Annotated in this window: 22 protein-coding genes, 2 tRNA genes, 2 rRNA genes, 2 pseudogenes and 1 riboswitch; of the genes and pseudogenes, 12 read left to right on the forward strand and 16 right to left on the reverse strand. The window is 41.8% G+C overall.

The genetic code is table 11. The features are described 5' to 3' along the window. Window positions 1-125: 125 nt before the first annotated feature. Window positions 126-1076, forward strand: coding sequence for an AraC family transcriptional regulator (locus FOC32_RS12590; RefSeq protein WP_104426058.1), 951 nt, complete (start codon window positions 126-128; stop codon window positions 1074-1076). Here the strand turns inward: FOC32_RS12590 and lpxB are convergent. Then, window positions 1065-2237 carry a lipid-A-disaccharide synthase gene (lpxB, locus tag FOC32_RS12595; protein ID WP_104426057.1) on the reverse strand — a complete coding sequence of 391 codons (1173 nt, stop codon included), beginning with the start codon at window positions 2235-2237 and terminating at the stop codon, window positions 1065-1067. The two genes, FOC32_RS12590 and lpxB, sit on opposite strands and share 12 nt — an antisense overlap. A gap of 407 nt (window positions 2238-2644) precedes the next feature. On the opposite strand from lpxB, the gene FOC32_RS12600 reads away from it, so the two are divergent. From FOC32_RS12600 to FOC32_RS12610, 3 genes are all read left to right on the forward strand, one after another. Next, window positions 2645-3535, forward strand: coding sequence for a sulfite exporter TauE/SafE family protein (locus FOC32_RS12600; RefSeq protein ID WP_104426056.1), 891 nt, complete (start codon window positions 2645-2647; stop codon window positions 3533-3535). A gap of 127 nt (window positions 3536-3662) precedes the next feature. Continuing rightward, window positions 3663-4754 carry a 3-deoxy-7-phosphoheptulonate synthase gene (locus FOC32_RS12605; RefSeq protein ID WP_175967729.1) on the forward strand — a complete coding sequence of 364 codons (1092 nt, stop codon included), beginning with the start codon at window positions 3663-3665 and terminating at the stop codon, window positions 4752-4754. A gap of 64 nt (window positions 4755-4818) precedes the next feature. Beyond that, window positions 4819-5343 carry a protein tyrosine phosphatase family protein gene (locus FOC32_RS12610; RefSeq protein WP_004785512.1) on the forward strand — a complete coding sequence of 175 codons (525 nt, stop codon included), beginning with the start codon at window positions 4819-4821 and terminating at the stop codon, window positions 5341-5343. 2 nt (window positions 5344-5345) lie between these two features. Here FOC32_RS12610 and ispF read toward each other — a convergent pair whose 3' ends face one another. After that, complete coding sequence (gene ispF, locus FOC32_RS12615) at window positions 5346-5834, reverse strand: 2-C-methyl-D-erythritol 2,4-cyclodiphosphate synthase (RefSeq protein WP_005235881.1); 489 nt, start codon at window positions 5832-5834, stop codon at window positions 5346-5348. Window positions 5835-5933: 99 nt separating this feature from the next. Between ispF and FOC32_RS12620 the strand changes: the two genes are divergently transcribed. Next, window positions 5934-6587: a hypothetical protein gene (locus FOC32_RS12620; protein ID WP_104426054.1), complete on the forward strand. Its 654-nt coding sequence runs from the start codon at window positions 5934-5936 to the stop codon at window positions 6585-6587. Between the two features lie 196 nt (window positions 6588-6783). On the opposite strand, the gene FOC32_RS12625 is transcribed toward FOC32_RS12620, so the two are convergent. The 9 genes from FOC32_RS12625 to FOC32_RS12660 form a co-directional block, all read right to left on the reverse strand. Further along, window positions 6784-8028 carry a D-amino acid dehydrogenase gene (locus FOC32_RS12625; protein WP_104426053.1) on the reverse strand — a complete coding sequence of 415 codons (1245 nt, stop codon included), beginning with the start codon at window positions 8026-8028 and terminating at the stop codon, window positions 6784-6786. A 134-nt stretch (window positions 8029-8162) separates the two neighbouring features. Next, window positions 8163-8250, reverse strand: a riboswitch (glycine riboswitch). 292 nt (window positions 8251-8542) lie between these two features. Next, complete coding sequence (locus FOC32_RS12630; RefSeq protein WP_175967731.1) at window positions 8543-9451, reverse strand: AEC family transporter; 909 nt, start codon at window positions 9449-9451, stop codon at window positions 8543-8545. Between the two features lie 160 nt (window positions 9452-9611). After that, on the reverse strand, window positions 9612-9863 hold the full coding sequence (locus tag FOC32_RS17050; protein WP_005235892.1) for a hypothetical protein: 252 nt from the start codon (window positions 9861-9863) through the stop codon (window positions 9612-9614). Further along, entirely contained in the window at window positions 9805-10047 is a 243-nt protein-coding gene (locus tag FOC32_RS17055; RefSeq protein WP_228203575.1) for a hypothetical protein, read from the reverse strand. The genes FOC32_RS17050 and FOC32_RS17055 overlap by 59 nt, the downstream gene beginning before the upstream one ends. A gap of 52 nt (window positions 10048-10099) precedes the next feature. Next, window positions 10100-10573, reverse strand: coding sequence for a GNAT family N-acetyltransferase (locus FOC32_RS12640; RefSeq protein ID WP_228761262.1), 474 nt, complete (start codon window positions 10571-10573; stop codon window positions 10100-10102). Between the two features lie 62 nt (window positions 10574-10635). Further along, window positions 10636-11664, reverse strand: a complete 1029-nt coding sequence (locus tag FOC32_RS12645; RefSeq protein WP_081402725.1) for an IS701-like element ISAba11 family transposase — start codon at window positions 11662-11664, stop codon at window positions 10636-10638. A gap of 136 nt (window positions 11665-11800) precedes the next feature. After that, window positions 11801-12895, reverse strand: a complete 1095-nt coding sequence (gene aroC / locus FOC32_RS12650) for a chorismate synthase (protein WP_175967735.1) — start codon at window positions 12893-12895, stop codon at window positions 11801-11803. Window positions 12896-12907: 12 nt separating this feature from the next. Next, entirely contained in the window at window positions 12908-13918 is a 1011-nt protein-coding gene (gene prmB / locus FOC32_RS12655; protein ID WP_104426049.1) for a 50S ribosomal protein L3 N(5)-glutamine methyltransferase, read from the reverse strand. A gap of 197 nt (window positions 13919-14115) precedes the next feature. Continuing rightward, window positions 14116-14502, reverse strand: a complete 387-nt coding sequence (locus FOC32_RS12660) for a lysozyme inhibitor LprI family protein (protein ID WP_104426048.1) — start codon at window positions 14500-14502, stop codon at window positions 14116-14118. 201 nt (window positions 14503-14703) lie between these two features. Between FOC32_RS12660 and FOC32_RS12665 the strand changes: the two genes are divergently transcribed. The 3 genes and pseudogenes from FOC32_RS12665 to FOC32_RS12675 form a co-directional block, all read left to right on the forward strand. After that, the gene (locus tag FOC32_RS12665; RefSeq protein ID WP_004785493.1) at window positions 14704-15012 is read left to right on the forward strand and encodes a hypothetical protein; all 309 of its coding nucleotides are present in this window, start codon (window positions 14704-14706) and stop codon (window positions 15010-15012) included. A 156-nt stretch (window positions 15013-15168) separates the two neighbouring features. Continuing rightward, window positions 15169-16542 (forward strand): ABC1 kinase family protein, encoded by a 1374-nt coding sequence (locus tag FOC32_RS12670; RefSeq protein WP_005235905.1) that lies wholly within the window; start codon window positions 15169-15171, stop codon window positions 16540-16542. Window positions 16543-16785: 243 nt separating this feature from the next. Further along, window positions 16786-17433 (forward strand): annotated as a pseudogene (locus tag FOC32_RS12675) (acyl-CoA dehydrogenase family protein); the annotation flags it as partial. Between the two features lie 25 nt (window positions 17434-17458). Here the strand turns inward: FOC32_RS12675 and FOC32_RS12680 are convergent. After that, window positions 17459-18160 carry an IS1-like element ISPa14 family transposase gene (locus FOC32_RS12680; RefSeq protein ID WP_001223318.1) on the reverse strand — a complete coding sequence of 234 codons (702 nt, stop codon included), beginning with the start codon at window positions 18158-18160 and terminating at the stop codon, window positions 17459-17461. Window positions 18161-18253: 93 nt separating this feature from the next. On the opposite strand from FOC32_RS12680, the pseudogene FOC32_RS12685 reads away from it, so the two are divergent. From FOC32_RS12685 to FOC32_RS12700, 4 genes and pseudogenes are all read left to right on the forward strand, one after another. Continuing rightward, window positions 18254-18877: pseudogene (locus tag FOC32_RS12685) on the forward strand (acyl-CoA dehydrogenase family protein); the annotation flags it as partial. Between the two features lie 23 nt (window positions 18878-18900). Then, window positions 18901-20100, forward strand: coding sequence for an acyl-CoA dehydrogenase family protein (locus tag FOC32_RS12690; protein ID WP_104426047.1), 1200 nt, complete (start codon window positions 18901-18903; stop codon window positions 20098-20100). Window positions 20101-20206: 106 nt separating this feature from the next. Beyond that, a complete protein-coding gene (locus FOC32_RS12695) occupies window positions 20207-20695 on the forward strand; it encodes a GNAT family N-acetyltransferase (RefSeq protein ID WP_104426046.1) in 489 nt (162 codons plus the stop codon). Window positions 20696-20980: 285 nt separating this feature from the next. Beyond that, on the forward strand, window positions 20981-21487 hold the full coding sequence (locus tag FOC32_RS12700) for a lytic transglycosylase domain-containing protein (RefSeq protein WP_227504435.1): 507 nt from the start codon (window positions 20981-20983) through the stop codon (window positions 21485-21487). 156 nt (window positions 21488-21643) lie between these two features. Here the strand turns inward: FOC32_RS12700 and rrf are convergent. From rrf to FOC32_RS12720, 4 genes are all read right to left on the reverse strand, one after another. After that, a 5S ribosomal RNA gene (gene rrf / locus FOC32_RS12705) occupies window positions 21644-21758 on the reverse strand. A 202-nt stretch (window positions 21759-21960) separates the two neighbouring features. Beyond that, window positions 21961-24852, reverse strand: a 23S ribosomal RNA gene (locus tag FOC32_RS12710). A 379-nt stretch (window positions 24853-25231) separates the two neighbouring features. Then, window positions 25232-25307 (reverse strand) — tRNA-Ala (locus FOC32_RS12715). 61 nt (window positions 25308-25368) lie between these two features. Continuing rightward, window positions 25369-25445, reverse strand: a tRNA-Ile gene (locus tag FOC32_RS12720). Between the last annotated feature and the right edge of the window lie 24 nt (window positions 25446-25469).

Consider the following 25469-nt stretch of genomic DNA (forward strand, 5'->3'; position numbering starts at 1 on the left):
TATTGAACGTCCAGAAAAACTATGTCAGCGTCTTTGGCGCAATAGGCTAAATCTTGGCCTTAAATCACAATTCTGGACTATTTAAATTTAATTAAATTAATTAAAACAAAAGAATAGAGTCAGGCATGGATGCTTTAAGTAAAATTTTTGATGATATTCATCTGGAAAAATCAGAATATCTCTACCTCAATGTGTTCCATCCAGGCGGGTTTGATTATGAATATGAACCTTCCATGCTGGCTTATGTGTTATTGCAAGGTCAAGCGCAATTAATATTTAAAGATGGTGATTTGCTTGAGCTGCAACAAGGCGATCTGGTGTTATTGCCTGCAGGTTCTGCCCATCGGATTTCTAGTCCCGGTAATGCAGATTTTTCTGAACATCATTCGATCAACTCTTATTTTCAGACTCATGCACAGCAATGTGTGGATCTCAATATCACCCATTCAGCAGAACGCAGTTTTATTCTGGCGATTCGTTCCAATCTGGATATCCAGATGGCGAAACCGCTATTGAGTGCTTTACCTAAATATCTGCACATCCAGCATATTCTGGGAGATACAGCACCAGAATGGTTACAAGTTGGTTTGCAATTTCTGGCGCTAGAAACCCAACAACTTCGTCCTGGACGGGACAAGATTCTGGATCATCTGGTCAGTATTTTACTGATTGAATGCGTACGAGATTATATTTTAAATCTGGAAAATGCCTCAAGCTGGCTAAATGCCCTTTCGCATCCTGAACTATCCAATGCCTTGGCAGCGATTCATGGCAAACCAGAACAGCCTTGGACTGTAGAAAGTTTGGCTGAACAATGCCATATGTCGCGTTCCAAATTTGCCCAGCTGTTTACCCAGATTGTTCGTGAGCCGCCATTAGCTTATCTGCAACAGCATCGACTTCGACTGGCAGCACAATATCTCAGAAATAGCGGATCTTGCATTCAGCAGATCGCCTATCTGGTGGGCTATTCTTCGGAAACGGCGTTTAGTCAAAGCTTTAAAAAACAGTTTGAACTAACCCCGACCCAATATCGTATTGCCTGTCAGAAAAACAAGACGCCTTTATTGGACTAAGTCTAGTACCGATTTGACAGGATCTTCACTATTGCCGGAAAGCAGCTGCTTATGCATGGTGAGATGCTGCATCACTTGAATTTGAGCTGCTTCAATATCCATCAGCTTTTCAATTTCAGCAGCCAGATTTTCAGGCGTTGCTTCAGACTGAATTAATTCCTGAATGACTTTTTTGCCCGCAATAATATTTGGCAACGAGAAATAAGGAATTTTGACCAGCAATTTGGCAATCTGGTAAGTCAGCCAGTGCAATTTATAAAAGGTCACCATCGGACGATGCAATAACATGGCTTCCAGTGTCGCAGTACCTGAAGCTAAGGCAATAATATTGGAAGCATTCATGACTTGGCGGCCAATTTTTGACTCGCTACTGGTATTTTCCATCAGGCGGATATGCGCTTTTAAACTGTCCGGATATTGTGCCAGCAAGTTTTCAATCTGCTGTTTGCGCATCTCATTAATGGCTGGAATCAGAAAAATATAATCTGGATATTTCTGATGCAGAATTTTGGCTGCATCCAGTACCAATGGTCCTAAACGTTCAATTTCACCACGGCGGCTCCCCGGCAGCAGTGCAATATACTTTTGCGTAGAATCGAGACCCAGTTCTGCCTGCGCTTCAGCCAGATCATTGTTGAGGGGTAACTGGCTTGCCAATGGATGACCGACAAAGGCAGCCGGAACATCCCATTTCTTGAAAAATGCTTTTTCAAATGGAAATAGGCACAGCACCAGATCAATACAGGCCTTGATACCATGTATCCGGCCCTGACGCCATGCCCAGACTGAAGGACTGACATATTGCACGGTCTTAATCGGTACCTGTTTTTGTTTCAGGGCCTTGGAAAGTCGCAAATTAAAATCAGGCGCATCAATACCGATAAACACATCGACTGGATCTTTCGTCCAGGTCTCGACCAGACCATCACGAACTGCAAACAGTTTTTTAATATCTTTCAGGACTTCAACAATGCCCATGACCGAGAGAATATCCATTGGATAGTAGCTCTTGAAGCCTTCCGCCAGCATTTGTGGACCGCCGATCCCTTCAAACTCTGCATCAATACCCTGCTCTCGAAAACTACGGATGAGCTTCGCACCAAGCGTATCTCCAGATACTTCTCCCACCACGATTCCGATTTTAAGTTTCCGATTTTGCAAGTGTATTCCCTCGAATGAGACAAATTAATTCCGTTCAGATTCTATCATAAAGCGTGATTTGAGCATGCCTAAGTGTTGAACTCACAAATCGTGGCTATCCCAAATAATAAAACTCTGGAAGCTGTACAACGCTCGCGCCTTAGCCCAGCTTAAAAATTAAAATAAATTTAAAGCGGCTGATCTTTAAACAAATAAATCAAAAGGCATTTTGCAGAATCTTTATCAATTTTCAGGCTTAGCAATAGAAAGGTGTGCTAGATGATTCAAATTAAAATATAAATTAGGATGAATTACTTTAAATTTTACAGTCTTTATCTCTTTTTAGAATAAGCAAATCAATAATCAAGACAACGACTTATATTTAAAAGTCATAAGATATGCTCGTTTTTTGATTTTGGCATATATGCATGTTTGGTCCGATTGAATTTATTTTAGCAGGTGTATTGGTAGGTTTCTGTGTCGGGATTACCGGTGTCGGTGGCGGTTCATTGATGACCCCAATCCTGATTACACTGCTTCGGGTTGAACCGCATATCGCGATTGGTACAGACCTTCTTTATGCCGCAATTTCTAAATTCTGTGGTTCATTGGTTCATGCCAAGAAAATGAATATTGTCTGGCCCATTGTAATCTGGCTGGCGATCGGTAGTATCCCTGCCTCATTTGTGACCCACTGGGTACTTGAGAATTACCTTAGTCAATCGACACATTATAAAGCAACACTGACTATGGTATTGGGCTTTATGCTGACCCTTACCGGGGCATCTATTATATTCCGCAATTCTATTGAAAAGTTTTTTAATAAATACCGCAAACAAGAACTGCCTGACATGACTCAGGATCTGGACAAAGTTGACTTTAAATCTGGTAATAAACGTGTCTTGATCGTGATCATGGGGATTGTACTGGGCGTGTTTGTGACCCTGTCATCTGTCGGTGCCGGTGCTTTCGGTATTATGGCCCTGATCCTCATGTTTCCGAATTTACCCATGATCCGCATTATCGGTTCGGATGTAGTACATGCAGTACTTCTAACTTTAGTCGCAGGTCTGGGCCATATGAGTGCTGGTAATGTAGACTTTACTTTATTAGGCTGGTTACTTTGCGGTTCTATTCCAGCAATTGTGATTGGTACACTGATCAGTTCACGTATGCCAGAGAAAATTATCCGTAAAATTCTTGGGATTACCCTGTTCTGTCTTGGCGTGAATTTCATTGTGAATCCAGTCAAGTCAAAACCGGCACAACCCGCCCAACCTGAATTGGTAACAGCAGTAGAAAAAACAGCTGCTGTTTAAACTAAATCATGGATTCATCACTTTTTTTTCAAAGAAGTATTCATCTTTTTTATAACAAAGTGACGCATCATTCATGTTATATTCAGGCTATTAAACAACCTTTTGTATGATCAAACCAGTGACGGCAATGAATACACTACAGTCAAAACCTATTTCAGCATCAGATATTGATGACGTGAATATCCAAAGCATGATTCCTTTGGTAACACCTGCTCAGTTGAAAGCAGAGTTACCTTTGACTGAAACTGCTTATCAAACCGTACTGCATGGTCGTGAAACGATTCGTAATATCCTGGATGGCAAGGATAAGCGTATTTTTGTAGTGATTGGTCCATGTTCAATTCATGATCCAGCGGCTGCGCATGAATATGCTGAACGTTTAAAAGCTTTAAGCGAAAAAGTAAAAGATAGCCTGTATATCGTAATGCGTGTTTATTTTGAAAAACCGCGTACAACTGTAGGCTGGAAAGGTCTGATCAATGACCCTGATATGAATGACTCTTTCAATATTGAGAAAGGTCTGCGTATCGGTCGTAAACTGTTACTGGAGCTGAATGAACTTGGCCTGCCATGTGCGACAGAAGCACTGGATCCAAACTCTCCACAGTACTATCAAGATCTAATTTCATGGTCAGCGATCGGTGCACGTACTACTGAGAGCCAAACTCACCGTGAAATGTCTTCTGGCCTGTCTTCACCAGTCGGCTTCAAAAATGGTACAGACGGCGGCTTAACTGTTGCGACCAATGCAATGCAATCTGTTAAACATGGTCACAGCTTCTTGGGCCTTAACGATCAAGGTCAGGTTGCGGTGATTCGTACTTCAGGTAACCCATATGCACACGTGGTTCTACGTGGCGGTAATGGCAAACCTAACTACGATGCAGGTTCAGTTGCAGATGCTGAGGCAGCTCTTGCGAAAGCAAAAGTCAGTGGCAAAATCATGATTGATGCCAGCCACGCAAACTCAAATAAAGACCCATACTTACAACCGCTTGTCTTAAAAAACATTACTGAACAAATTCTTGATGGAAACAAGTCAATTGTTGGTATTATGGTAGAAAGTCACCTGAAAGGTGGTCGTCAGGATATCCCTGCCAATCTTCGTGATCTGGAATATGGAAAATCAGTAACTGATGGCTGTATCGATTGGGAGACCACAGAAAAAGTGTTGCTTGACATGCATGAGGCATTGAAGGACGTTTTACCTAATCGTTAAACGAACTGACAAACGCCATCGACAAGATGGCGTTTTCATTTCTGAACAAGGAAAATTTTATCTGATGAATGAAATTGAAACTGCATTAAGTCAAATTGAAAATTTTCAGTTCATCCATGACCATCTGTTCAGCTCTGGTCAGCCGACAACTGAACAACTGAGGTTGATTAAAGAATACGGCGTCTCTACCGTAATCAATGTGGCATTAACAGATAGCGATCATCATCTGTTACATGAAGATAAAATTTGTCTTGATCTTGGCCTGAACTATATCCAGTTGCCGATTTCCTGGGAAACCCCTTCGGATAGTCAGTGCCTGCTGGTACTGGATCTGATTGATTATCTGGTCAAAGAACAAATGGTCTGGGTACATTGTACGCAGAATTATCATGTCAGCTGCCTGATATATCTATACCGTCAATACTATATGAATATGGATATGCCGACTGCGCAGGAATATCTGCATCAGCTCTGGGAACCGAATGAAACCTGGACCGGTTTAATTCATGCGGTTGCCCTACAGCTGCAAGGCCGTAAAGCAACACATGAACTGGAATTATCCCTGATTCATCCCAATAACTTCGGTTGATGTTATTTGTAGTGGATGATTAGAACAGTTGCCATAGACATAATACCTTCCTGACGGCCAGTAAATCCTAATTTTTCAGTGGTTGTGGCTTTAATACTGATTTGAGTCACATCCACATCCAGTACATCGGCAATGCTCTGACGCATTTCCAGATTATGTTTAGCCAGCTTTGGACGTTCACAGGCCACCGTAATATCGGCATTATTCAGGCGATAACCGCGATCCAGAATTAGCTGATAGACATGCTTTAACAAGACCTTACTGTCCGCACCCTTAAACTGCGGATCGGTATCTGGAAAATGCTGGCCAATATCGCCCAGTGCTAAGGCACCTAATAAAGCATCACAAAGTGCATGTAAAACTACATCACCATCAGAGTGTGCTTTCAAGCCATGCGTATGTGGAATCTGAATACCTGCCAGAGTGACAAAATCACCTTCTTCAAATGCATGTACATCCAGTCCCTGACCAATACGAATTTGTGCAATCACTTTTATATCCTTTAGAAATAACTGATTGAAATCTTGTACACGACGTTTCTATTTCGCTATAGTTAGACCTAGCGTAACACAGTGAAAGTATAAGCGATCATGCTACTGAAAACTGATATAAATATGATGAAAATAATGGGACTTTTACTCGGGACAGGCCTTTTTGCTAGCAGCATTCATGCTGAATCGCTGGACTGTAGCAGTCATCATAACAATAACGCAGCCATGAAAAAGATCTGCTCAGCCTCTCTAGATGAACCGCGTGAAAAACTGGCTGATCAATATTTTACCGCTTTTCTGATTACAGATGCACCTGTTCGCTTGTTGCAAGATACCCAGCAACTATGGAGCACACGCTTACAGCAATGTAAAACGCTGGACTGCTTTAAACAGCAATTTGACCAGCGTCTGGATGACCTCAATATTTATATTTCTTTGAATCAGAGCCTGACTCAGCACTATCTGAAGTTTGAACAGGGCCAAATGGCCAAACAGCCGATTCATCTCAAGATTCATCAGCTGACGAAAGACCGCATCAAGATTGAAGGGATCGCCTACCGCAATCCGAATAATCGTGCAGAAACCCAGACCATTCCTTTTCTGGCTTATACCACGACGGAAACTAAAAGCCAGATTACGGATAATGAGCATGACTGCAAATATACCTTTAACTATAGCAAAGCAATCTTGACGGTCAGTACTGAACAAAAAGGCTGCGAGCGCTTTAGTGGTATTTATCGTTTATATGATTAAACAGTCGATTTTTATTTTTATCTATCAATGTCCTAAATATATATTTAAAAATCTAAACTAGAAATTCCCTCTCCTTATTGGAGAAGTTTTTATAAAGATTCCCTTCACCCCAACCTTCTTCCCCAAGTAGAAGAAGCTTAATCGATAAACAATTATTTTTTGATCTTTTAAAATAGCCCGCAAGCGGGCTATCTACTTATGCCGGGTAATGCTGAGCTATTTCTTGGCTAATCATGGCTGCGGTTGCCGCTGATAATGTCCAGCCCAAGTGTCCATGACCGGTGTTATAAAAGACACGTTCCTGTCTACCACGGCGCACTACAGGCATCATATTCGGCATCATGGGACGCAGACCTGCCCACGGAATCACATGTTCAGTACACAGATCGAAATTGTGTTGTGTCCAGTCAATTAAAGGCTGAATCCGGTCTACGCGAATATCCCGATTATAGCCATTAAATTCCGCGGTTCCTGCAACACGTAAGCGGTCTTTACCTAAGCGTGACAAGACTATCTTGGCACTCTCATCGAGGAGACTGACCCAAGGAGCATTTTGCTGGCTTTGCTCTTCATTGAGCTGTACCGTAATTGAATAGCCTTTCACCGGGTAGACATTCACTCGCTCACCCAACAGATCTGCCAACTGATAACTGCTGACACCAGCACATACTACAATGGCATCTGCCTGAATCTCGAGCACATCTTCAGCATCGGCACGCACATTTTCAGGGCTGGGCCTGCATTTAACTGTAATCTGCTGTGCCTGGTGATCGACTGCAAATACATCCTGACCAAATTCGAATTTCATCCCTTTTTTCATACAGGCATTTGCCAGTCCGTTACTGAATTTATGAATATCTCCAGTCGCATCACTTTGGCAATAAAACCCGGCGTAGTAATCTCCAGTTAATGCAGGTTCAATCTGCTTGATTTCTTCATTTGTAATTGCATTACGTTCTAGACCACCACTACATAGGAGATCATTGACCTTAATTGCGACATCATAATCAGCTTTATTATGGTAGAAATGTAGAATTCCGCGCTTTTCCAGATCAAAATCAATCTGCTCAATTTCGGCAATTTCAAACAGGCGTTTTCTGGCCAGTAGCGCGAGTCTTACCGTTTCCCGTGTATTGGTTTCATAGTTTTTAATATGACCTAGAAATTCCATCAGCCAGCTATATTTATGCAGACTAAAAGAAGGATTAAGCAATAGCGGGGCGGTTTTTTGTGACATCCATTTGATGCCTTTTAACACAGTGGCTTTTTGATTCCAGACTTCTGCATTACAGGCAGAAAGTTGCCCGCCATTGGCAAAGGATGTTTCCATCGCGGGATAAAGATGACGGTCAATCACCGTAACCTGATAACCGAGTAAAGCGAGCTCATAAGCTGTTGTTACACCGGTAATGCCTGCCCCCATCACAATAACATGACGCATAGACACCTCTCCTCAATATGTGATGTCTTTCCCATCTGTCATGTGTACCTGAGAGCTTCGGTGACTGCATCATAACTGTATGCAGCAACCTTCCCCCTTCGGTGAGTGATTCAACACTTCTCTCCAGAGTTTAATATATTATTGCAGTCCTTTTGCCTGAGAGTTTCCTGGGACCTTGCTCCTTCGGCGAATGCAGTAGCATTTCTCTCCTGCAATAATATTTTTATTATCCTGAGCAATTTATATACCATCTTATCGGGGACTACAGTTTTTTATTTATGTTAATTCACGTGATTTAAGTGGTAACGATACTTTCAATAAATTTAGAAGAAATAACACTATCTATTTCAAATGAATTTTAAGATTTTAATTTGGTTTTTTGCCTCATTTTCCTACGTCATGCTCCAATGTAAGGCATTTAAGAAAAGCAATAAAGTTAATATTTTCTTAGGCTATTTACGAGATTGGTTTACGAGAAAACTCTCAATATATGACTGGCTTTCAGAGCCTAAAATTAAATTAACCAGGAAAGAATTAACATGAGAGATCCTGCCGCGACTACCGTTTGCATACTGATAATACTAGCCATGAACTGGCTATCTCCTCCATAGACACGCGTCAGCACATAAGAAGCTGAAGCGGTAGGTAAAGCAAAAAACAACACCAGTACCTGTGTGGTTAAAGGATCAATATCAAATAATTGGCAGACAAAGAACGCAGCGAGCGGCATTCCCAATAAACGTCCGAAAGTCGTCAGGCCCAATGGGAAGATATCCCGCTGGAAGCCTTGGAATTGTAAGGCAGCCCCCACACACATCAAGCCAAGCGGCAAACTGCATAAGGCAATCTGTTTTAGGAATAACTCAAACCCAGCCCAGAGTGATAAGCCTGAAAGATTAAATAGGCCTCCAACAAGAGAACCTAGAATTAAAGGATTCTTTAACAGATCAACCAGAATTTTGAAGATCTGCATATCTGAACTACGAGTAAATGCAAGTACAGATAAAATATTGACCAGTGGAATACACAACACCATCACTACGGCGAAAATGGTCATGCCCTGCTGATGAAATAAGGCATTCACTGCTGCAAGCCCGATATAGGTGTTAAAGCGCAGAAGTGCCTGCACATAGACCCCAAAACGTGCATAGCCAATCTGATAAATCTTGCGCAGTACATATAGCGCAATACTGACCACCGCCATAAGGCTAAAGACCACCAGAATCACATCTTTAATGACTGCCATTTCAATCTTGGCTACGGCCAGATTTAAAAACAGCATAACTGGAAACAGGACAAAATAATTGAGTTTTTCTGCCCCACGCCAGAAACTATCTTCCAGCCATTTCCTTTGTTTTAATACATAGCCCAAAGTAATCAGGCCAATAAGCGGAAACAGTACAGTGAAGATAGTCTGAAACATTGAACAAATCATGATATGGGTTTTGCGGCAATCGCATCCAATTCAATTGCCTGTCAATGAGCAAGAATACAACAAGCGGCTCGTTTCAGGATAAAAATAGTGGAAAATTCAATGGATAATAAATAAAAAACACTCTGGCTGGCTTTAATTAAAATACGCTTTAAATCCAACTTTCATCTTTTGCAACATTTAGTGCATCATTTTTTAGTCTTTCAAGCTCCTCATAAACCTTTGCATCAAGCTTCGGACGGGCTTTTTCAAACTTAACTTTTAACAAATCTAGGCTTCTTAAGAGCATCCTAAAAATGAGTCTCTCACGGCCTAAATCATCTGTTGCCTTAAAATTTGTTGGATCAATCCTTAAAACGGAAATCCATATTTCTACGCTTAAATGAATAAAAAATACGTTCATCAAAACTATCATTTCCCATCATAATTTCAATGCACTTCCATTTATCTATCGGAATATCATACGACTTATTTTGTAGTTGAGCATTTAAGGCATTTTCTACTGTGTTACGTGCTTTATTTTCGAGATCAAGATGATCTTCTGTTAACACTTCCCTACTTAATTCAGCACTTAACCATACTTCCATTCATACATCCTGTCATTATTTTTATTAAATACACTTAGAATCAAAAATAGATTCAAATAACTTCATAAGTCTTTTCGAGACTCTTTTCTAAAATCACCAGATTTAAATCTACTAAAGGCTGTCCAACATCTGCATCCAGTGGATAACTCTCTGTTTTGCCGGTTTGGTGATAACTACAACGCTCATAATACGCGATTAATTCAATGCGAACATTAAGAACAGACATTCTAAGTTTTTTGAAAGGTATTTTTTCTCTAGAGTATTGCTCAGCGAAATCTAACAATATTCGACCATAACCTGAATTTTGCCGGACTGGGTAAATAGCAAAACTGCCGATTTCAAAACAATCTGGCAAGTGTGTCACACCAATGCAACCCACCAGTTGGTCATCATTTTCCAAAACATAAAGTTCAAAATCAGATCGTGTTAAAAGCTCACTTAACTGAGCCTCATTAATTCGATCACCTGAAACAATGCCATGTTCATGCGTCCAGCCCAAATTAGATCGATAAGCTGTATTAATCAACTTAACAATGCCTTGAATGTCCGTAGGTTGGGGTAAACAAATATTGTAGGACTTACGCACTATTATTTATAGATTCTCTGTGGTAGCAGATGATTTTTATCGAGAATAAAGTCATCAATGAAGTTTTTGATAATTGGTCTAAATAATTTCTTCTGCCAACGATATACATTTTCAAAGATCCGCTCAAACTGGTTCTTTTGTATCTCAACGTAGGCCATCAAGGCTGAAAAAATATGATTCAAAATCAGTTTAGATCGTCTTACTTGAAACTTTTCAATATGACAAACCTGTTTAATCACCCGGTGATATTGCTCTATTTTCCAATGACTTGAATGTAATTCATGAAAACCCTCAAAGGACAATAAATCATCTTCATCTTGATGCACAATATAAAACCTCTGCTGTTCTTTTAACTGAGTCTTAAATAATTGTACAAAGCCAAAATCTTTGAGCCAGACCACTTGACCCTGATGGAAATCTGGCAATAAACGCAGTTGAAACCATTGTCCTTTTTCTGGGGAAACCTTACGGTTACAGTCGATACCAAACATAAATCGAATACCATATTTTCTTATGGTTTTTAGATTTCCAGTCGATGAATACCAACTATCACCTGTAATAAATTGAATCTTTGCACCCCAACTGAGTACTTCACTTAACATATCCATAAAGTAATCATTCTTGGTTTTACTTTCAGATTTGTCATAAATTCGGAAATTAATTGGAATATTTTGACCATTTTGATCTGTCGCATACAAGGTAATGAGATTAATACCCTTGACGGATCGGTGGTGTTTGCCTGACCAAAAATAGCTAACCAAGTCCATATGTTGACTATATGGTTTATCTAAAACAGTATCATCAATACTGACTATAAGTTTATTATTATCAATATGTTGAATTGATTCTTGATATAGGTCGTGAGGTGTGTAGTCTTCACGCTCTAGAAAGCGATTTACACTATCATGCGAGATATTATAAGTCTCGGCAAGTTGTGTGCAGCTAATAGAGTTCGGTTCTGTCATGAGAAAGCCCATATAAATGGGTAATGTACAAGTTGCTGTAGAAGCATGTTTAATTCGTCTAATCACAGATACTTTATAAAGTATTTTAATACTTTTTTGAATCCGTCAATGCGTAAGTCCTATATTGTTATTTTTCATTTTATAAATATGAAAAAGTCAGACCGAAGTCTGACTTTAATTTCATTTAATTCTATAAAGCAAATTATTTAGGTTCAATTGGCTCAAGCGGCGCAACGACATCGGCATTTTGTGCACGATGACGCATGAAATGATCCATCAAAACAATTGCTAGCATCGCTTCAGCAATTGGGGTTGCACGTACACCCACGCAAGGATCATGACGGCCTTTGGTCAGCACATCCGTATCTTCACGATTAATGGTAATGGTTTTACCCGGAGTTGTGATGGAAGCCGTTGGTTTCAACGCAATCGAAACACGAATATCCTGACCGCTAGAAATACCACCCAAGATACCGCCAGCATGGTTCGCCAGGAAGCCATCTGTTGTGAGTTCATCACGGGTTTCATGACCGAACTGCTCAGCGACACTAAACCCATCACCAATTTCCACGCCTTTCACGGCATTGATTGACATCATGGCATGGGCAATATCAGCATCTAAACGATCAAATACTGGTTCACCCCAACCCACTGGCACTTTAGAAGCAATGATCTCAAGGCGTGCGCCACAGCTTGTGCCTTGCTCACGTAATGAAGTCACGAGTGCTTCAAAGCGCGGCACCGCATCAACATCACCACAGAAGAACGGGTTATTTAGCACTTCATTCCAGTCTAGTTTTTCTGCTTTTTCAGTACCGATTTGGGTCACATGACCACGGATTTCAATACCAAATTTCTCAAACAGGAATTTCTTGGCAATCGCACCTGCTGCTACACGCATCGCAGTTTCACGCGCACTCGAACGGCCACCACCGCGATAGTCACGAAAACCATACTTCTGGGTATAGGTATAGTCTGCATGACCCGGGCGGAAAGTTTGCGCGATATTGCCATAATCTTTCGATTTCTGGTCCGTATTGCGGATTAAAAGACCAATTGAAGTACCGGTAGTTTTACCCTCAAACACACCGGAAATAATTTCAACTTCATCTGGCTCTTTACGCTGTGTTGCAAATTTTGAAGTACCCGGCTTACGACGGTCCAGATCCTTTTGCAAATCCGCTTCAGACAGTTCAATCCCTGGTGGAACCCCATCAATAATGGCCATTAAGCCAACACCATGAGATTCACCACAAGTCGTTACACGGAAGAGTTGCCCTATACTATTACCTGCCATGTCAACGACTCCTTATGAATTAACAGATTGAATGAATAAATCACGATATTGACGGCATTGGGCTGCAGTCAGTGCAAAGATACCTGAACCACCACGTTGGAACTGCAACCAGTGGAAATCAACGGTATTGAAGTTTTGCTTCATCGCCCATTCAGAATTACCCACTTCAATCACGATCAAACCATCTTCAGTCAGATAATCAGCTGCTTGAGCCAGCATCTTGCGAACTAGATCCAGACCGTCTTGACCAGCAGCCAATGCCAGCTCTGGCTCATGATGGAATTCATCAGGAAGATCAGCCATATCCTCTGCATCGACATATGGAGGATTAGATACGATTAGATCATATTGGTTTTCAGCTGGAATTTTAGCGAACAGATCAGATTCAAGTAACGCTACTTGGTACTGCTTACTGTGATGTTCACAGTTAATCTGCGCCACTTCCAAAGCTTCTTTAGAAATATCAGTTGCATCCACTTCTGAATCCGGGAAAGCATAGGCCAATGCAATCGCGATACAGCCAGAACCGGTACACATATCCAGAATACGTTGTGGAGTTTTTGGATTCGGATTTTCTGGCAGGTTATTTACTGCTGCACCCATTTCACCATTTTCAGTCAGGCAATAAGGAGCAAAGCGGTTTTCAATCAGCTCAACGATTGGCGAACGTGGAATCAGAACACGCTCATCCACATAGAATGGCTTGCCGAAGAAATAGGCTAGATTCAATAAATAAGAGGTTGGAACACGTTCATTAATGCGGCGTTCTAGCAAGCTCAAGAACTCAGCCACTTCGCTTGGCAATAATTTAGAGTCCAGAATTTCAGGATCTGCATTCCAGTCCAGTGACAAGGTTTGTAGAACCAGCGCTGAACTTTCAGCAAAATAATCTTCTGTACCTTGACCTAAGTGCGCATCGTATTGACGTAATGCTGTAACCCCAAAACGAATAAAATCACGAATGGTAGTTAAATTTTCAGCGGCTTCCTGCAAATGTTCAGGGCTAATAGTCGGTCGATCCACTTAAGGCGTCTCCAAGGTCATTTTTTAGAACGCCTTATGATACCTTGTTTTGAGGTCTTTTATAATGCCAAAACCATGAAAAACCCGAATTCTCCATGGTTTATCAATGACAGATCTTCTGGATTTCAGGCAGATTAGAATCTCGCTTTTTGAGATTTATCGCTATTTCCAGAAGGATTTATTAACTTAAAATCAGTTTAAGCACCGGCACGATAAGAACGCGATTGATACAAATTCGCCTGATCTTTTACCATCTCCAGCGCACATTGACCCTGTTTAATCTGGGCATATTGAGTATTCATGGTCAGCTTGCATTGTTGAGTAAGCTTACTTTGCCACACTGTATGCTGATCACGAATATTATTACGATAACCCGCATTCAATTCCAGATAAGTCTTATAGTTTTTCTTCAGACGTTTATTCTGTGCTTTTAATTCTTTTTTCACACATTTTTGCAGTTTAGCTGTATTGCCATAACTAAAGTTCATGCACTGGATATATTCCTGAGAATAACCTGTAGCCGCCTGAACCTGTAATGCCACCGTCCCCAAACAACCTGCCATTAATAAACATGCAAAACGCATAATATCCCCTTCACCAAAACTGGCTTGTTTCCAATCAATATTGAATAATGAATCTTGTTTAAATTATTGCCTGATACTAACTTAGTCCCCGATAAAATCCTATATTTTTCTCACTTAAAAAGATGTCACAGTTCTTTGGTTGAAACTTGATTTTATGGCCGCATATAATTCGGCAATGATGTCCAAACGAGCCCAGATCTTATGAGCTATAAGCACAACAATCTTATGGCCATGCGCCAGAACTACTGGAATGACCAGTTATCCAGTCAGGTGCAGCAGGAAAAGGTATTTTTACAAACCACATTAATGCAGCAAGGCGTATTTAGTAGCGCGACTTTGGAAGATGCCAAATACCTGTTTTTCAGCCTGCCAAGCATCATTATTGTGAAGGGTTATGCGCTGGGTTTTATGCATGAAACAGTCCAGAACCTAATTCATCAACATATTCAAACAAATAAACAACAGTTACAACAACGATCTGAATTAAAAATTCAATTTCAAATGTCATAATATTCACCCTACACTGGTCAAAACGGCAAGCGATATGCTCTTGCCGAGATTTTCACCGTGAATTCAGCGGCTTAAACTTTTTTAATACGTGCAGACACGGTAATATCCACTACAATGATTTATTCCGCTTTATGCTGATAAAAGGATTGAGTTTACATGTCAGATCAGAACGATAAGCTTAAACAATTGAAAACTTCCTCAATGGATCGACGCTTATCGATCGCAAAGGCATCTTTGCTGGCAGGTACGCGCTGGGCAGCATCCAGTGCGGGTTCTATGTTCTCGAGTGAAGAAGAAAAAGAAAGAAGACGCAAAAAAGCCATGAAAGAACAGGCCGATTATCTGGTTGCAGAAATTGGCAAGCTTAAAGGTTCAATTGTCAAAATTGGCCAGATGATGGCCCTGTATGGCGAACATTTTCTGCCAGAAGAGGTCACTCAAGCCTTAAATACGTTAAATAATAAAACAGTTGCTTTGGCGTGGCCGGCGATCAAAGCTCAATTACAACAGCAATTAGGTTCCAAGCTAGATGATCTGACGGTTGATCATGAGCCCCTAGGTACCGCCTCTTTGGCTCAGGTTCACCGTGCTGTACGCAAGTCAGATGGCATGGAACTGGTGCTTAAAATCCAGTACCCGGGTGTAGCTGAGGCTATTGATTCTGATATGAGCCTGTTTAAGAACATGCTCAAATTGACCCGTATGGTGCCGCAAACCCGTGAATTTGATCAATGGTTCGATGAAGTTCGTGAGATGATGCATCGTGAGGTCAATTATAAAATTGAGGCGGATACGACCCGTCGTTTCTGTAAACGTCTGCAAAATGATCCACGATATATCGTACCGACCATCATCGATAACTATTGTACTGACCGTGTCCTGTGTATGACCTTTGAACGTGGTGTACCGATCAATAGTCCAGTGATGCTGTCTCTACCACAGGAACGTCGTAATAAACTGGGGGAAGCTTCCCTTGAAATCGCAGTACGTGAGATTTTTGAATGGGGCGAGATGCAGACTGACCCGAATTTCGGCAATTACCTGGTACGTCTAGGGGATGGTGAAAATATCCAGGACAAGATTGTGCTTCTCGACTTCGGTGCAATCCGTCAGTTTGACCAGCATCTACTCAATGTAGCACGTAACCTGATCCAGGCCGGTTATCATCATGATTCAGACATGATGGTGAAAGCCATGACCGGTTATGAATTCTTTGATTCTATTCCGCCTAGCATCAAACCGGATATGGCAAAAGTCTTTCTGTTAGCCACAGAAGCCTTCAGCTCGCCAATGAACAATAAAGACTTGCCTCCAGGTGTGATGGATGAACATGACCGCTATAACTGGAAAAAAAGCCAGCTTCATAGCCGTGTGATGCAGCAGGCTTCTAAATCCATGGCTTCACGTTATTTCAGTGTACCGCCTAAAGAATTTATGTTTATTAGCCGTAAGTTTATTGGTGCTTATACCTTCATGACGGTGATTGATGCGAAAACTAATGTACGCGCAATGATTAAACGTCATCTCTAATAGACTAAGTTATTATTAGCCTTATATAAGACCCGGATGATTTTGTCATTCGGGTCAATTTTTGATAAAAACCAAATTTTTCTTATTTTATTTTTCTATTTATTTTCAATATCTTAAATATTTAAATCCTCTCTTTATTTTAATGATAGATTGACAATGATTCATGTCATTGATGACATGGTTTTTTCTAGAACTGCATGTCAACATCAGGCAAATAAGATAACACCCCGTAGGATAATTAGAATGAACAATATGGTGAACAAAGCACAAGGATTTGGCTTGTCCATCCTGACCAAAGTGGCTGGAAGTGATTTACTCGACCAATTAAAGCTGCGTAAATTTTTAGAAAAATCTCTTTATCAAAGTTCCAAAGCAGGTTTTAAAACACTCAGCCAAACTCAGAAAATCCTAAAATCTGGTCAGAAAATTCAAAGACAACGTTTACCACATCAGTCCAAATCCCTGTTTGATCTGAATCTGACTGAAGAACAGCAAATGACCTGCGAGGCGATGCAACAGTTTGCCAGCGAAGTCCTTTATCCCTTGGCACATGATGCAGATCATCATGAAATCTTCCTAGAGGAACTCTGGCAATATTCAACTGATCTGGGTCTTAATTTTTATGCGCTGCCTGAAGCTTTAGGTGGTGTAGCTGCAGAACAGAATATCGTCAGCAATGTCCTGATGGCTCAACAGTTGGCTCAAGGTGATTTCAGTCTGACCGCTGGACTGCTTTCTACCTTTAGTGTGATTAATGCGATTACCCATTGGGGTTCAGAACAGGTTCAGGCTGAGTATTTGACTGCATTCGCTGATGATCCTCATCTTAAAGCTACCTTCGCAGTACAGGAAGCAACAGCCGCCTTTAATCCTTATCAGTTAAAAACTCGGTGGTGTTTCAAAAAGTATGCTGACATTAAATGAAGCCATTATTGATGTAAAAAAAGGTTAAGTCGAAAGCTTTAAAATGGTTTTCAATCTTTTTTGAAAAATTACAACTCCTTCTAAAACCGCGCCTAATTCGATGCCTTATTTTGCAATTATTACCTTCAATACCTACAGTAAAAAATTTACCAATACTTTGCTTGCAGTTTTTAAAAGCAGTGATGAAACTGTCCCAATGATCACTTGCAATTCGGGTGTAGTGAATACCTAATTGTTTAAGCTTTGTCTTCAATCGTTGAACTGTAGCTAAGTCTCTTTTACCCCAAACATAAGCAACAATCTCACCTGTTTCTCGATGGTAGGCGTAAATAAGCCATTGTTTATTATTTTTATTTCCCACGAAAGTCCAAAACTCATCAACTTCAAGAGACTCATAATGACTTTGTTTAGGCTGAATTTGGTAGGTCGATTCGGTTAAAGTACGTAAAACTTTACCGATACTGATTCGCTCAACTTCAGCGATATCTCGTATACCACTACCTCTGACCATCAACTGTAATATTTTTCGAGTAATGCCTGAATTACATCCTAGATAGCTCAGAGCATGGTCACCAATAAACTGACGTTTACAGTCTTTGCACTGATAGTTTTGTTTCCCATCTACTTTGATGCCATTTTTCTTTATACTGTCACTGAGGCAGGTTGGACATTTGATTTCTAGAGTTATTCGCATTTCTCTATTTTATCAAAATTCAACCTGCTTTGTTTCAGCATACTTTTTGAAACACCACCAAAAACTCAAGCAACGTCGAATGGAGATCACTATTTAATTAATGGTGAAAAAACCTTGGTGATGCTCGGAGAAACTGCTGATATCTATCTGGTCAGTGCAGATCTGAATGGCAAAACCGAAGTATTTATTATGCAACGCAATAATACTATTACTGCACAAAAATCTTCGGCTATGGGCCTGAAAGCCACTCAAACCATGAATCTCAAATTTAATAACACACCGGCACAACGCCTGGGAGATGACGATTTTGATTACACCGCTTTTATTGATCTGGGTAACTTGATGTGGTGTGCCATGGCGGTCGGTACCTGTGAAGCGGTTAAAAAATACTGTGTGCAATATGCCAATGAACGCACAGCCTTTGGTGAACCAATTTCCCATCGGCAAAGTGTAGCTTTTATGATTGCAGATATGGCGATTGAAATTGATGCTATGCAAATGCTGATCCTGAATGCCGCCAGTCTGGCAGAATCCGGACAGGATTTTCATCGTGAAGCTTATCTGGCCCGTCTGCTCTGTGCAGAAAAATCCATGAAAATTGGCACAGATGGCGTGCAGATTCTCGGCGGACATGGCTTCACCAAGGAACATCCGGTAGAACGCTGGTATCGGGACTTAAGAGCAACAGCAATCGTACATTCTGGCCTTCATGCCTGAGCAAAGAATAAGGAAAAAAATAGATGAACTTGCAAAATCCTAAAAAATTCAAATTGCTGATTGATCAGGCACATGAAGTTGCTCTAAATGTACTCCGCCCTATTTCACGCAAATATGACAAAGCTGAACATGCTTATCCGAAAGAGTTGGATATGCTTGCCTCTGTCGTCGATGGTATGAACCAAGGCAGCGAAGGCATGAATGCAGGAGCTGCGGTCAATAAACGCGGTGATAGCGATGAAAGCAATAAAAATGGCGTCAATATGTCGACAGCACTTAGTACTGTCGAAATGTGTTATGGCGATACCGGATTACTTTTATCCATGCCGCGTCAAGGTTTAGGAAATTCAGCCATTGCTGCCGTTGCTAATGACGAACAGTTACAACGCTTTCACGGTATCTGGGCAGCGATGGCGATTACTGAACCAGGCTGTGGTTCGGATTCAGCTGCCATTCGTACCACTGCCATTAAAGATGGTGATGACTATATCCTCAATGGTGAAAAAATCTTTGTCACCTCTGGCGAACGTGCAGATGCGGTTGTCGTCTGGGCGACTTTAGATAAAAAACTTGGCCGTGCTGCAATTAAATCCTTTGTCGTACCCAAAGGCACACCCGGCATGAAAATCGAGCGTCTGGAACATAAGCTAGGCATTAAAGCCTCGGATACGGCTGCAATTAGTTTTATTGATTGTCGTATACCTGCTGCTAATTTGCTTGGACATGCTGAAATTGATGTGGCCAAGGGTTTTGCTGGGGTCATGGAAACTTTTGATAATACCCGCCCACTCGTTGCAGCGATGGCAATTGGTTGCTCTAAAGCTTCTTTAGAGAGAACCAAGGAAATTTTTAAGGATCAGCTAGATTCTGAGTACCATACACCTTACTTACAAACATCGAATATTGCAGCGCAGATTTATCGTATGGAAGCCGAATGGGAATCTGCCCGTTTATTAATGTTAAAAGCTGCGTGGATGGCGGATAATCGTAAGCCTAATTCCCGTGAAGCTTCTATTGCTAAAGCCAAGGCGGGTCGTATCGCGAATGAAATCACTTTGAAATGTGTCGAATTAGCAGCATCTATAGGCTATAACGAGGCAGAACTTTTAGAAAAATGGGCACGTGACTCCAAGATTCTGGATATTTTCGAAGGAACTCAACAGATCCAGCAACTGATTATTGCTCGACGTGAACTAGGTAAATCTTCAAGTGAATTAAAATAATAAAAAACTGAAAATACCGCTTCATTAAAGAATGAATCAACAAAAAGGATGGATTTTTTATGGTTTTCGGACTATAAAATTTCCATCCTTTTTTATGTCATAACCTATGTATTCTATTCGTCCTATACAACCTCAAGATAATGCTCAAATTGCCAAGATTATTCGTGAAGTTTCCGTAGAATTCGGACTTGCAGCAGAATCCGGTTTTGCTGTCGGTGATTCAATCCTGGATAACCTGTATGAAGTATATCAGCAGCCAAATGCAGCTTATTGGGTCATTATCGATGAGCAGGATCAAGTCTTTGGTGGCGGAGGTATTGCGCCATTAGAGGGTGATCAGAGTATTCTAGAAATACAGAAAATGTATTTCTTACCCATTATTCGTCGTTATGGATTTGCAAAAAAGATTTTAAATCTGACCTTTGACTTTGCTCATGAGCAGAACTTTAAACGAATCTATCTTGAGACTACTGCAAGTCTTTGGCAGGCAGTGAAGCTTTACGAAAAATTAGGTTTTGAACATCTCGATCATCCCGAAGGCAATACAGGTCATAGTGCAGCTTGTGAAATCTGGATGCTAAAAACTTTAGACTAAGCTTTCTTTTGCATCTAAACACATACACTTTAAAGAAAAGCCAGAGATACAAATTCGGCTACTAACTGGCTTTTCTTTAAACAATTCTTCATAAAAAATTCATTATTCAACAAAATCTAATTTGTCTTTGTAAACAAATCATCTAATTTCTTGACGATTTTAATACATCTTCCTAAGATCAATCTAATTTTAAAAATACAGGGAAGCTGAAAGTTGTTGGGCAAATTTTCTGGCAAAAACTATTCGTTATTAAAGGTCTTAAATCCTACTACTTTAAAAATTGGGATGCTTGGCTTTAGTACAATATTAATAAGTGCTTGCTCTTCACTAGGAGGTAACTCCTTAGAAAAACGCTCTGCTAAACTGTCTCAAGGAATTCAGACTGCATATGCTGTGCCTGCGACAACTGCTACTCGCGTTTCACCTTTAATTATTCAGAATGCAGAAAGACATAGTATAGATCCCTTGCTAGTAGCAGCCGTGATTCGACAGGAATCTACCTATCGCAGTCAGGTCGCTTCACCTGCAGGTGCAGTGGGTCTTATGCAAATTGTTCCGCGTTATTGGCAATCTACCTGTGGACCTGATTTATTTAATGAAGCAGTCAATATTGGATGTGGGAGTTATATTCTGTCACGTTATCAGGAATCTAGCGGTAGCCTAGAAAAAGCACTGGGCTATTATAATGTAGGCCCTACTGCCTATGAGAAAGATCGGAAAATGCGTAAACAAGGCAAAAAATATGCAAAAGAGGTTTTAACGCACCAGAAGCAACTTAAAAAATCAATGTAATTAGAATGTACTAATAATTAAGTAAATGCATTCCAGAAATATTAATACATAAATAAAACGGCTTAAATTAAATTTAAGCCATTTTTATCTTGTCTTATTAAACCCCACGCATAAAAAAAGCCCCCTGCGTGAGCAGAGGGCTTTTTAGGAATAATGAGCTGGCGATGACTTACTCTCACATGGGAGACCCCACACTACCATCAGCGCTAAGAGGTTTCACTTCTGAGTTCAGGAAGGGATCAGGTGGTTCACTCTTGCTATGGTCGCCAGCACAACTGGTATGCTTACTCGCTATGGTCTTATCTACGTTGCTTGCGCTTCGTTTGCCTAGCTTTCTTCAAATAGAGTTCATTAACAGATGTATCTGAGTCGCATTAGTTTGTTCGATTAGCTTAACTAAATCAAGGCTTCGTCTGATCGTTAGATCAATATGAAATCAATTGATGCTTTATATACAACTGCTTGGGTGTTGTATAGTCAAGCCTCACGAGCAATTAGTATTGGTCAGCTTCACATATCGCTATGCTTCCACATCCAACCTATCAACGTCGTAGTCTTCAACGGCTCTTTAGGAGACATAAAGTCTCGGGGAAATCTTATCTTGAGGTAGGCTTCCCGCTTAGATGCTTTCAGCGGTTATCCCTTCCGAACATAGCTACCCGGCGATGCGACTGGCGTCACAACCGGTACACCAGAGGTTCGTCCACTCTGGTCCTCTCGTACTAGGAGCAGATCCTCTCAAATTTCCAGCGCCCACGGTAGATAGGGACCGAACTGTCTCACGACGTTCTAAACCCAGCTCGCGTACCTCTTTAAATGGCGAACAGCCATACCCTTGGGACCTGCTTCAGCCCCAGGATGAGATGAGCCGACATCGAGGTGCCAAACACCGCCGTCGATATGAACTCTTGGGCGGTATCAGCCTGTTATCCCCAGAGTACCTTTTATCCGTTGAGCGATGGCCCTTCCATACAGAACCACCGGATCACTAAGACCTACTTTCGTACCTGCTCGACTTGTGGGTCTCGCAGTTAAGCGCGCTTTTGCCTTTATACTCTACGCGTGATTTCCGACCACGCTGAGCGCACCTTCGTACTCCTCCGTTACTCTTTAGGAGGAGACCGCCCCAGTCAAACTACCCACCAGACATGGTCCTCGCTCCCGATCAGGGAGCAGAGTTAGAACCTCAATATTACCAGGGTGGTATTTCAAGGACGGCTCCATGGCAACTAGCGTCACCACTTCAAAGCCTCCCACCTATCCTACACAAGTAAGATCAAAGTTCAATGTCAAGCTGCAGTAAAGGTTCACGGGGTCTTTCCGTCTAGCCGCGGGTACACCGCATCTTCACGGCGAATTCGATTTCACTGAGCCTCTGCTGGAGACAGCGCCGCCATCATTATGCCATTCGTGCAGGTCGGAACTTACCCGACAAGGAATTTCGCTACCTTAGGACCGTTATAGTTACGGCCGCCGTTTACTGGGGCTTCGATCAAGAGCTTCGCTTACGCTAACCCCATCAATTAACCTTCCAGCACCGGGCAGGCATCACACCCTATACGTCCACTTTCGTGTTTGCAGAGTGCTATGTTTTTAATAAACAGTTGCAGCGGCCTGGTTTCTGAGGCTGCCAACAGCTCAAGGAGCAAGTCCTATCACCGCCGGCAGCGTACCTTCTCCCGAAGTTACGGTACCATTTTGCCTAGTTCCTTCAGCAGAGTTCTCTCAAGCGCTTTGGTCTACTCGACCTGACCACCTGTGTCGGTTTCGGGTACGATTCCAGTGTAACTGAAGCTTAGAGACTTTTCCTGGAAGTATGGTATCAGCCACTTCACCAGTAAACTGGCTTGCTATCAACTCTCAGCATAGAGCACCCCGGATTTGCCTAAGATGCATGCCTACAGTCTTCCACCTGGACAACCAACGCCAGGCTGACTTAACCTTCTCCGTCCTCTCATCGCATTACACTGAAGTATTGGAATATTAACCAATTTCCCATCGACTACGCCTCTCGGCCTCGCCTTAGGGGTCGACTCACCCAGCCCCGATTAACGTTGGACTGGAACCCTTGGTCTTTCAGCGAACGGGTTTTTCACCCGTTTTGTCGTTACTCACGTCAGCATTCGCACTTCTGATACCTCCAGCAGACTTCTCAATCCACCTTCATCGGCTTACAGAACGCTCCCCTACCACTTGCAATAAATTGCAAATCCGCAGCTTCGGTACATAGTTTTAGCCCCGTTACATCTTCCGCGCAGGCCGACTCGACTAGTGAGCTATTACGCTTTCTTTAAAGGGTGGCTGCTTCTAAGCCAACCTCCTAGCTGTCTATGCCTTCCCACATCGTTTCCCACTTAACTATGATTTAGGGACCTTAGCTGGCGGTCTGGATTGTTTTCCTCTTGACTACGGACGTTAGCACCCGCAGTCTGTCTCCCGGATAGTACTCATTGGTATTCGGAGTTTGCATCGGTTTGGTAAGTCGGGATGACCCCCTAGCCGAAACAGTGCTCTACCCCCAATGGTATTCGTCCGAGGCGCTACCTAAATAGCTTTCGGGGAGAACCAGCTATCACCGAGTTTGATTAGCCTTTCACCCCTATCCACAAGTCATCCCCTGGCTTTTCAACGACAGTGGGTTCGGTCCTCCAGTTAGTGTTACCCAACCTTCAACCTGCTCATGGATAGATCACCCGGTTTCGGGTCTATACCCAGCAACTATACGCCCTATTAAGACTCGATTTCTCTACGGCTCCCCTATTCGGTTAACCTCGCTACTGAATATAAGTCGCTGACCCATTATACAAAAGGTACGCAGTCACCACACAAAGTGGCTCCCACTGCTTGTATGCATGCGGTTTCAGGATCTATTTCACTCCCCTCACAGGGGTTCTTTTCGCCTTTCCCTCACGGTACTGGTTCACTATCGGTCAGTCAGGAGTATTTAGCCTTAGAGGATGGTCCCCCTATATTCAGACAAGGTTTCACGTGCCTCGCCCTACTCGACATCATCATATCAGCCCTTTCGTGTACAGGACTATCACCCACTATGGTTGCACTTCCCAGAGCATTCCACTAAAACTGATATGACTTAATGGGCTGTTCCCCTTTCGCTCGCCGCTACTGAGGGAATCTCAATTGATTTCTTTTCCTACGGATACTGAGATGTTTCACTTCTCCGCGTTCGCCTCATAAACCTATGTATTCAGTTTATGATACCGACCTTATAGCCGGTGGGTTTCCCCATTCAGACATCTCCGGATCACAGGATATTTGCCGCCTCCCCGGAGCTTTTCGCAGGCTATCACGTCTTTCTTCGCCTCTGACTGCCAAGGCATCCACCACATGCACTTAATTACTTGACTATACAACCCCAAACAGTCGTTACACCTACAAGTCAGTGTAGCAACGTAGTTGTTTGCGATCTTGTGAACTTAATCACTGTACAGCTTCAATTAGATTCATATACCAAAACGCTTGATTCAGTTAATTTCGCTAGTTCTCATTCAATCACTTCAACAATCAATCTTGCGATCTCCTGTTTCCGCTCTTGTATGAGTATGAACAAATTATTTCAACTCAAATATATTCTGTTAATGATTTAATGCATCCTCGTCGGACTGCATTACTGTGATAAATCACAGAGATTAATAACAATGCCGCGCATTATACGCCGCTTTCTTACTAAGCTCTATAAGCTATCAAACCGTTTGCTTAATGTTTAACTCATTGCATCGCAATGAGTGGTGGAGACTAGGAGAGTCGAACTCCTGACCTCCTGCGTGCAAAGCAGGCGCTCTACCAACTAAGCTAAGTCCCCAGCTTATCAATAAGTCAATGTCTCTGATTTCTTCACTCTGCAATTGCTTGCTTGTCGTTAGTGGTGGGTCTGACAAGACTTGAACTTGTGACCCCACGCTTATCAAGCGTGTGCTCTAACCAACTGAGCTACAGACCCTCAGATACATCGTCATGAAGAACA

Origin of the sequence: Acinetobacter sp. FDAARGOS_724 (genome assembly GCF_013364475.1) — a bacterium.
GTDB lineage: Bacteria > Pseudomonadota > Gammaproteobacteria > Pseudomonadales > Moraxellaceae > Acinetobacter > Acinetobacter variabilis.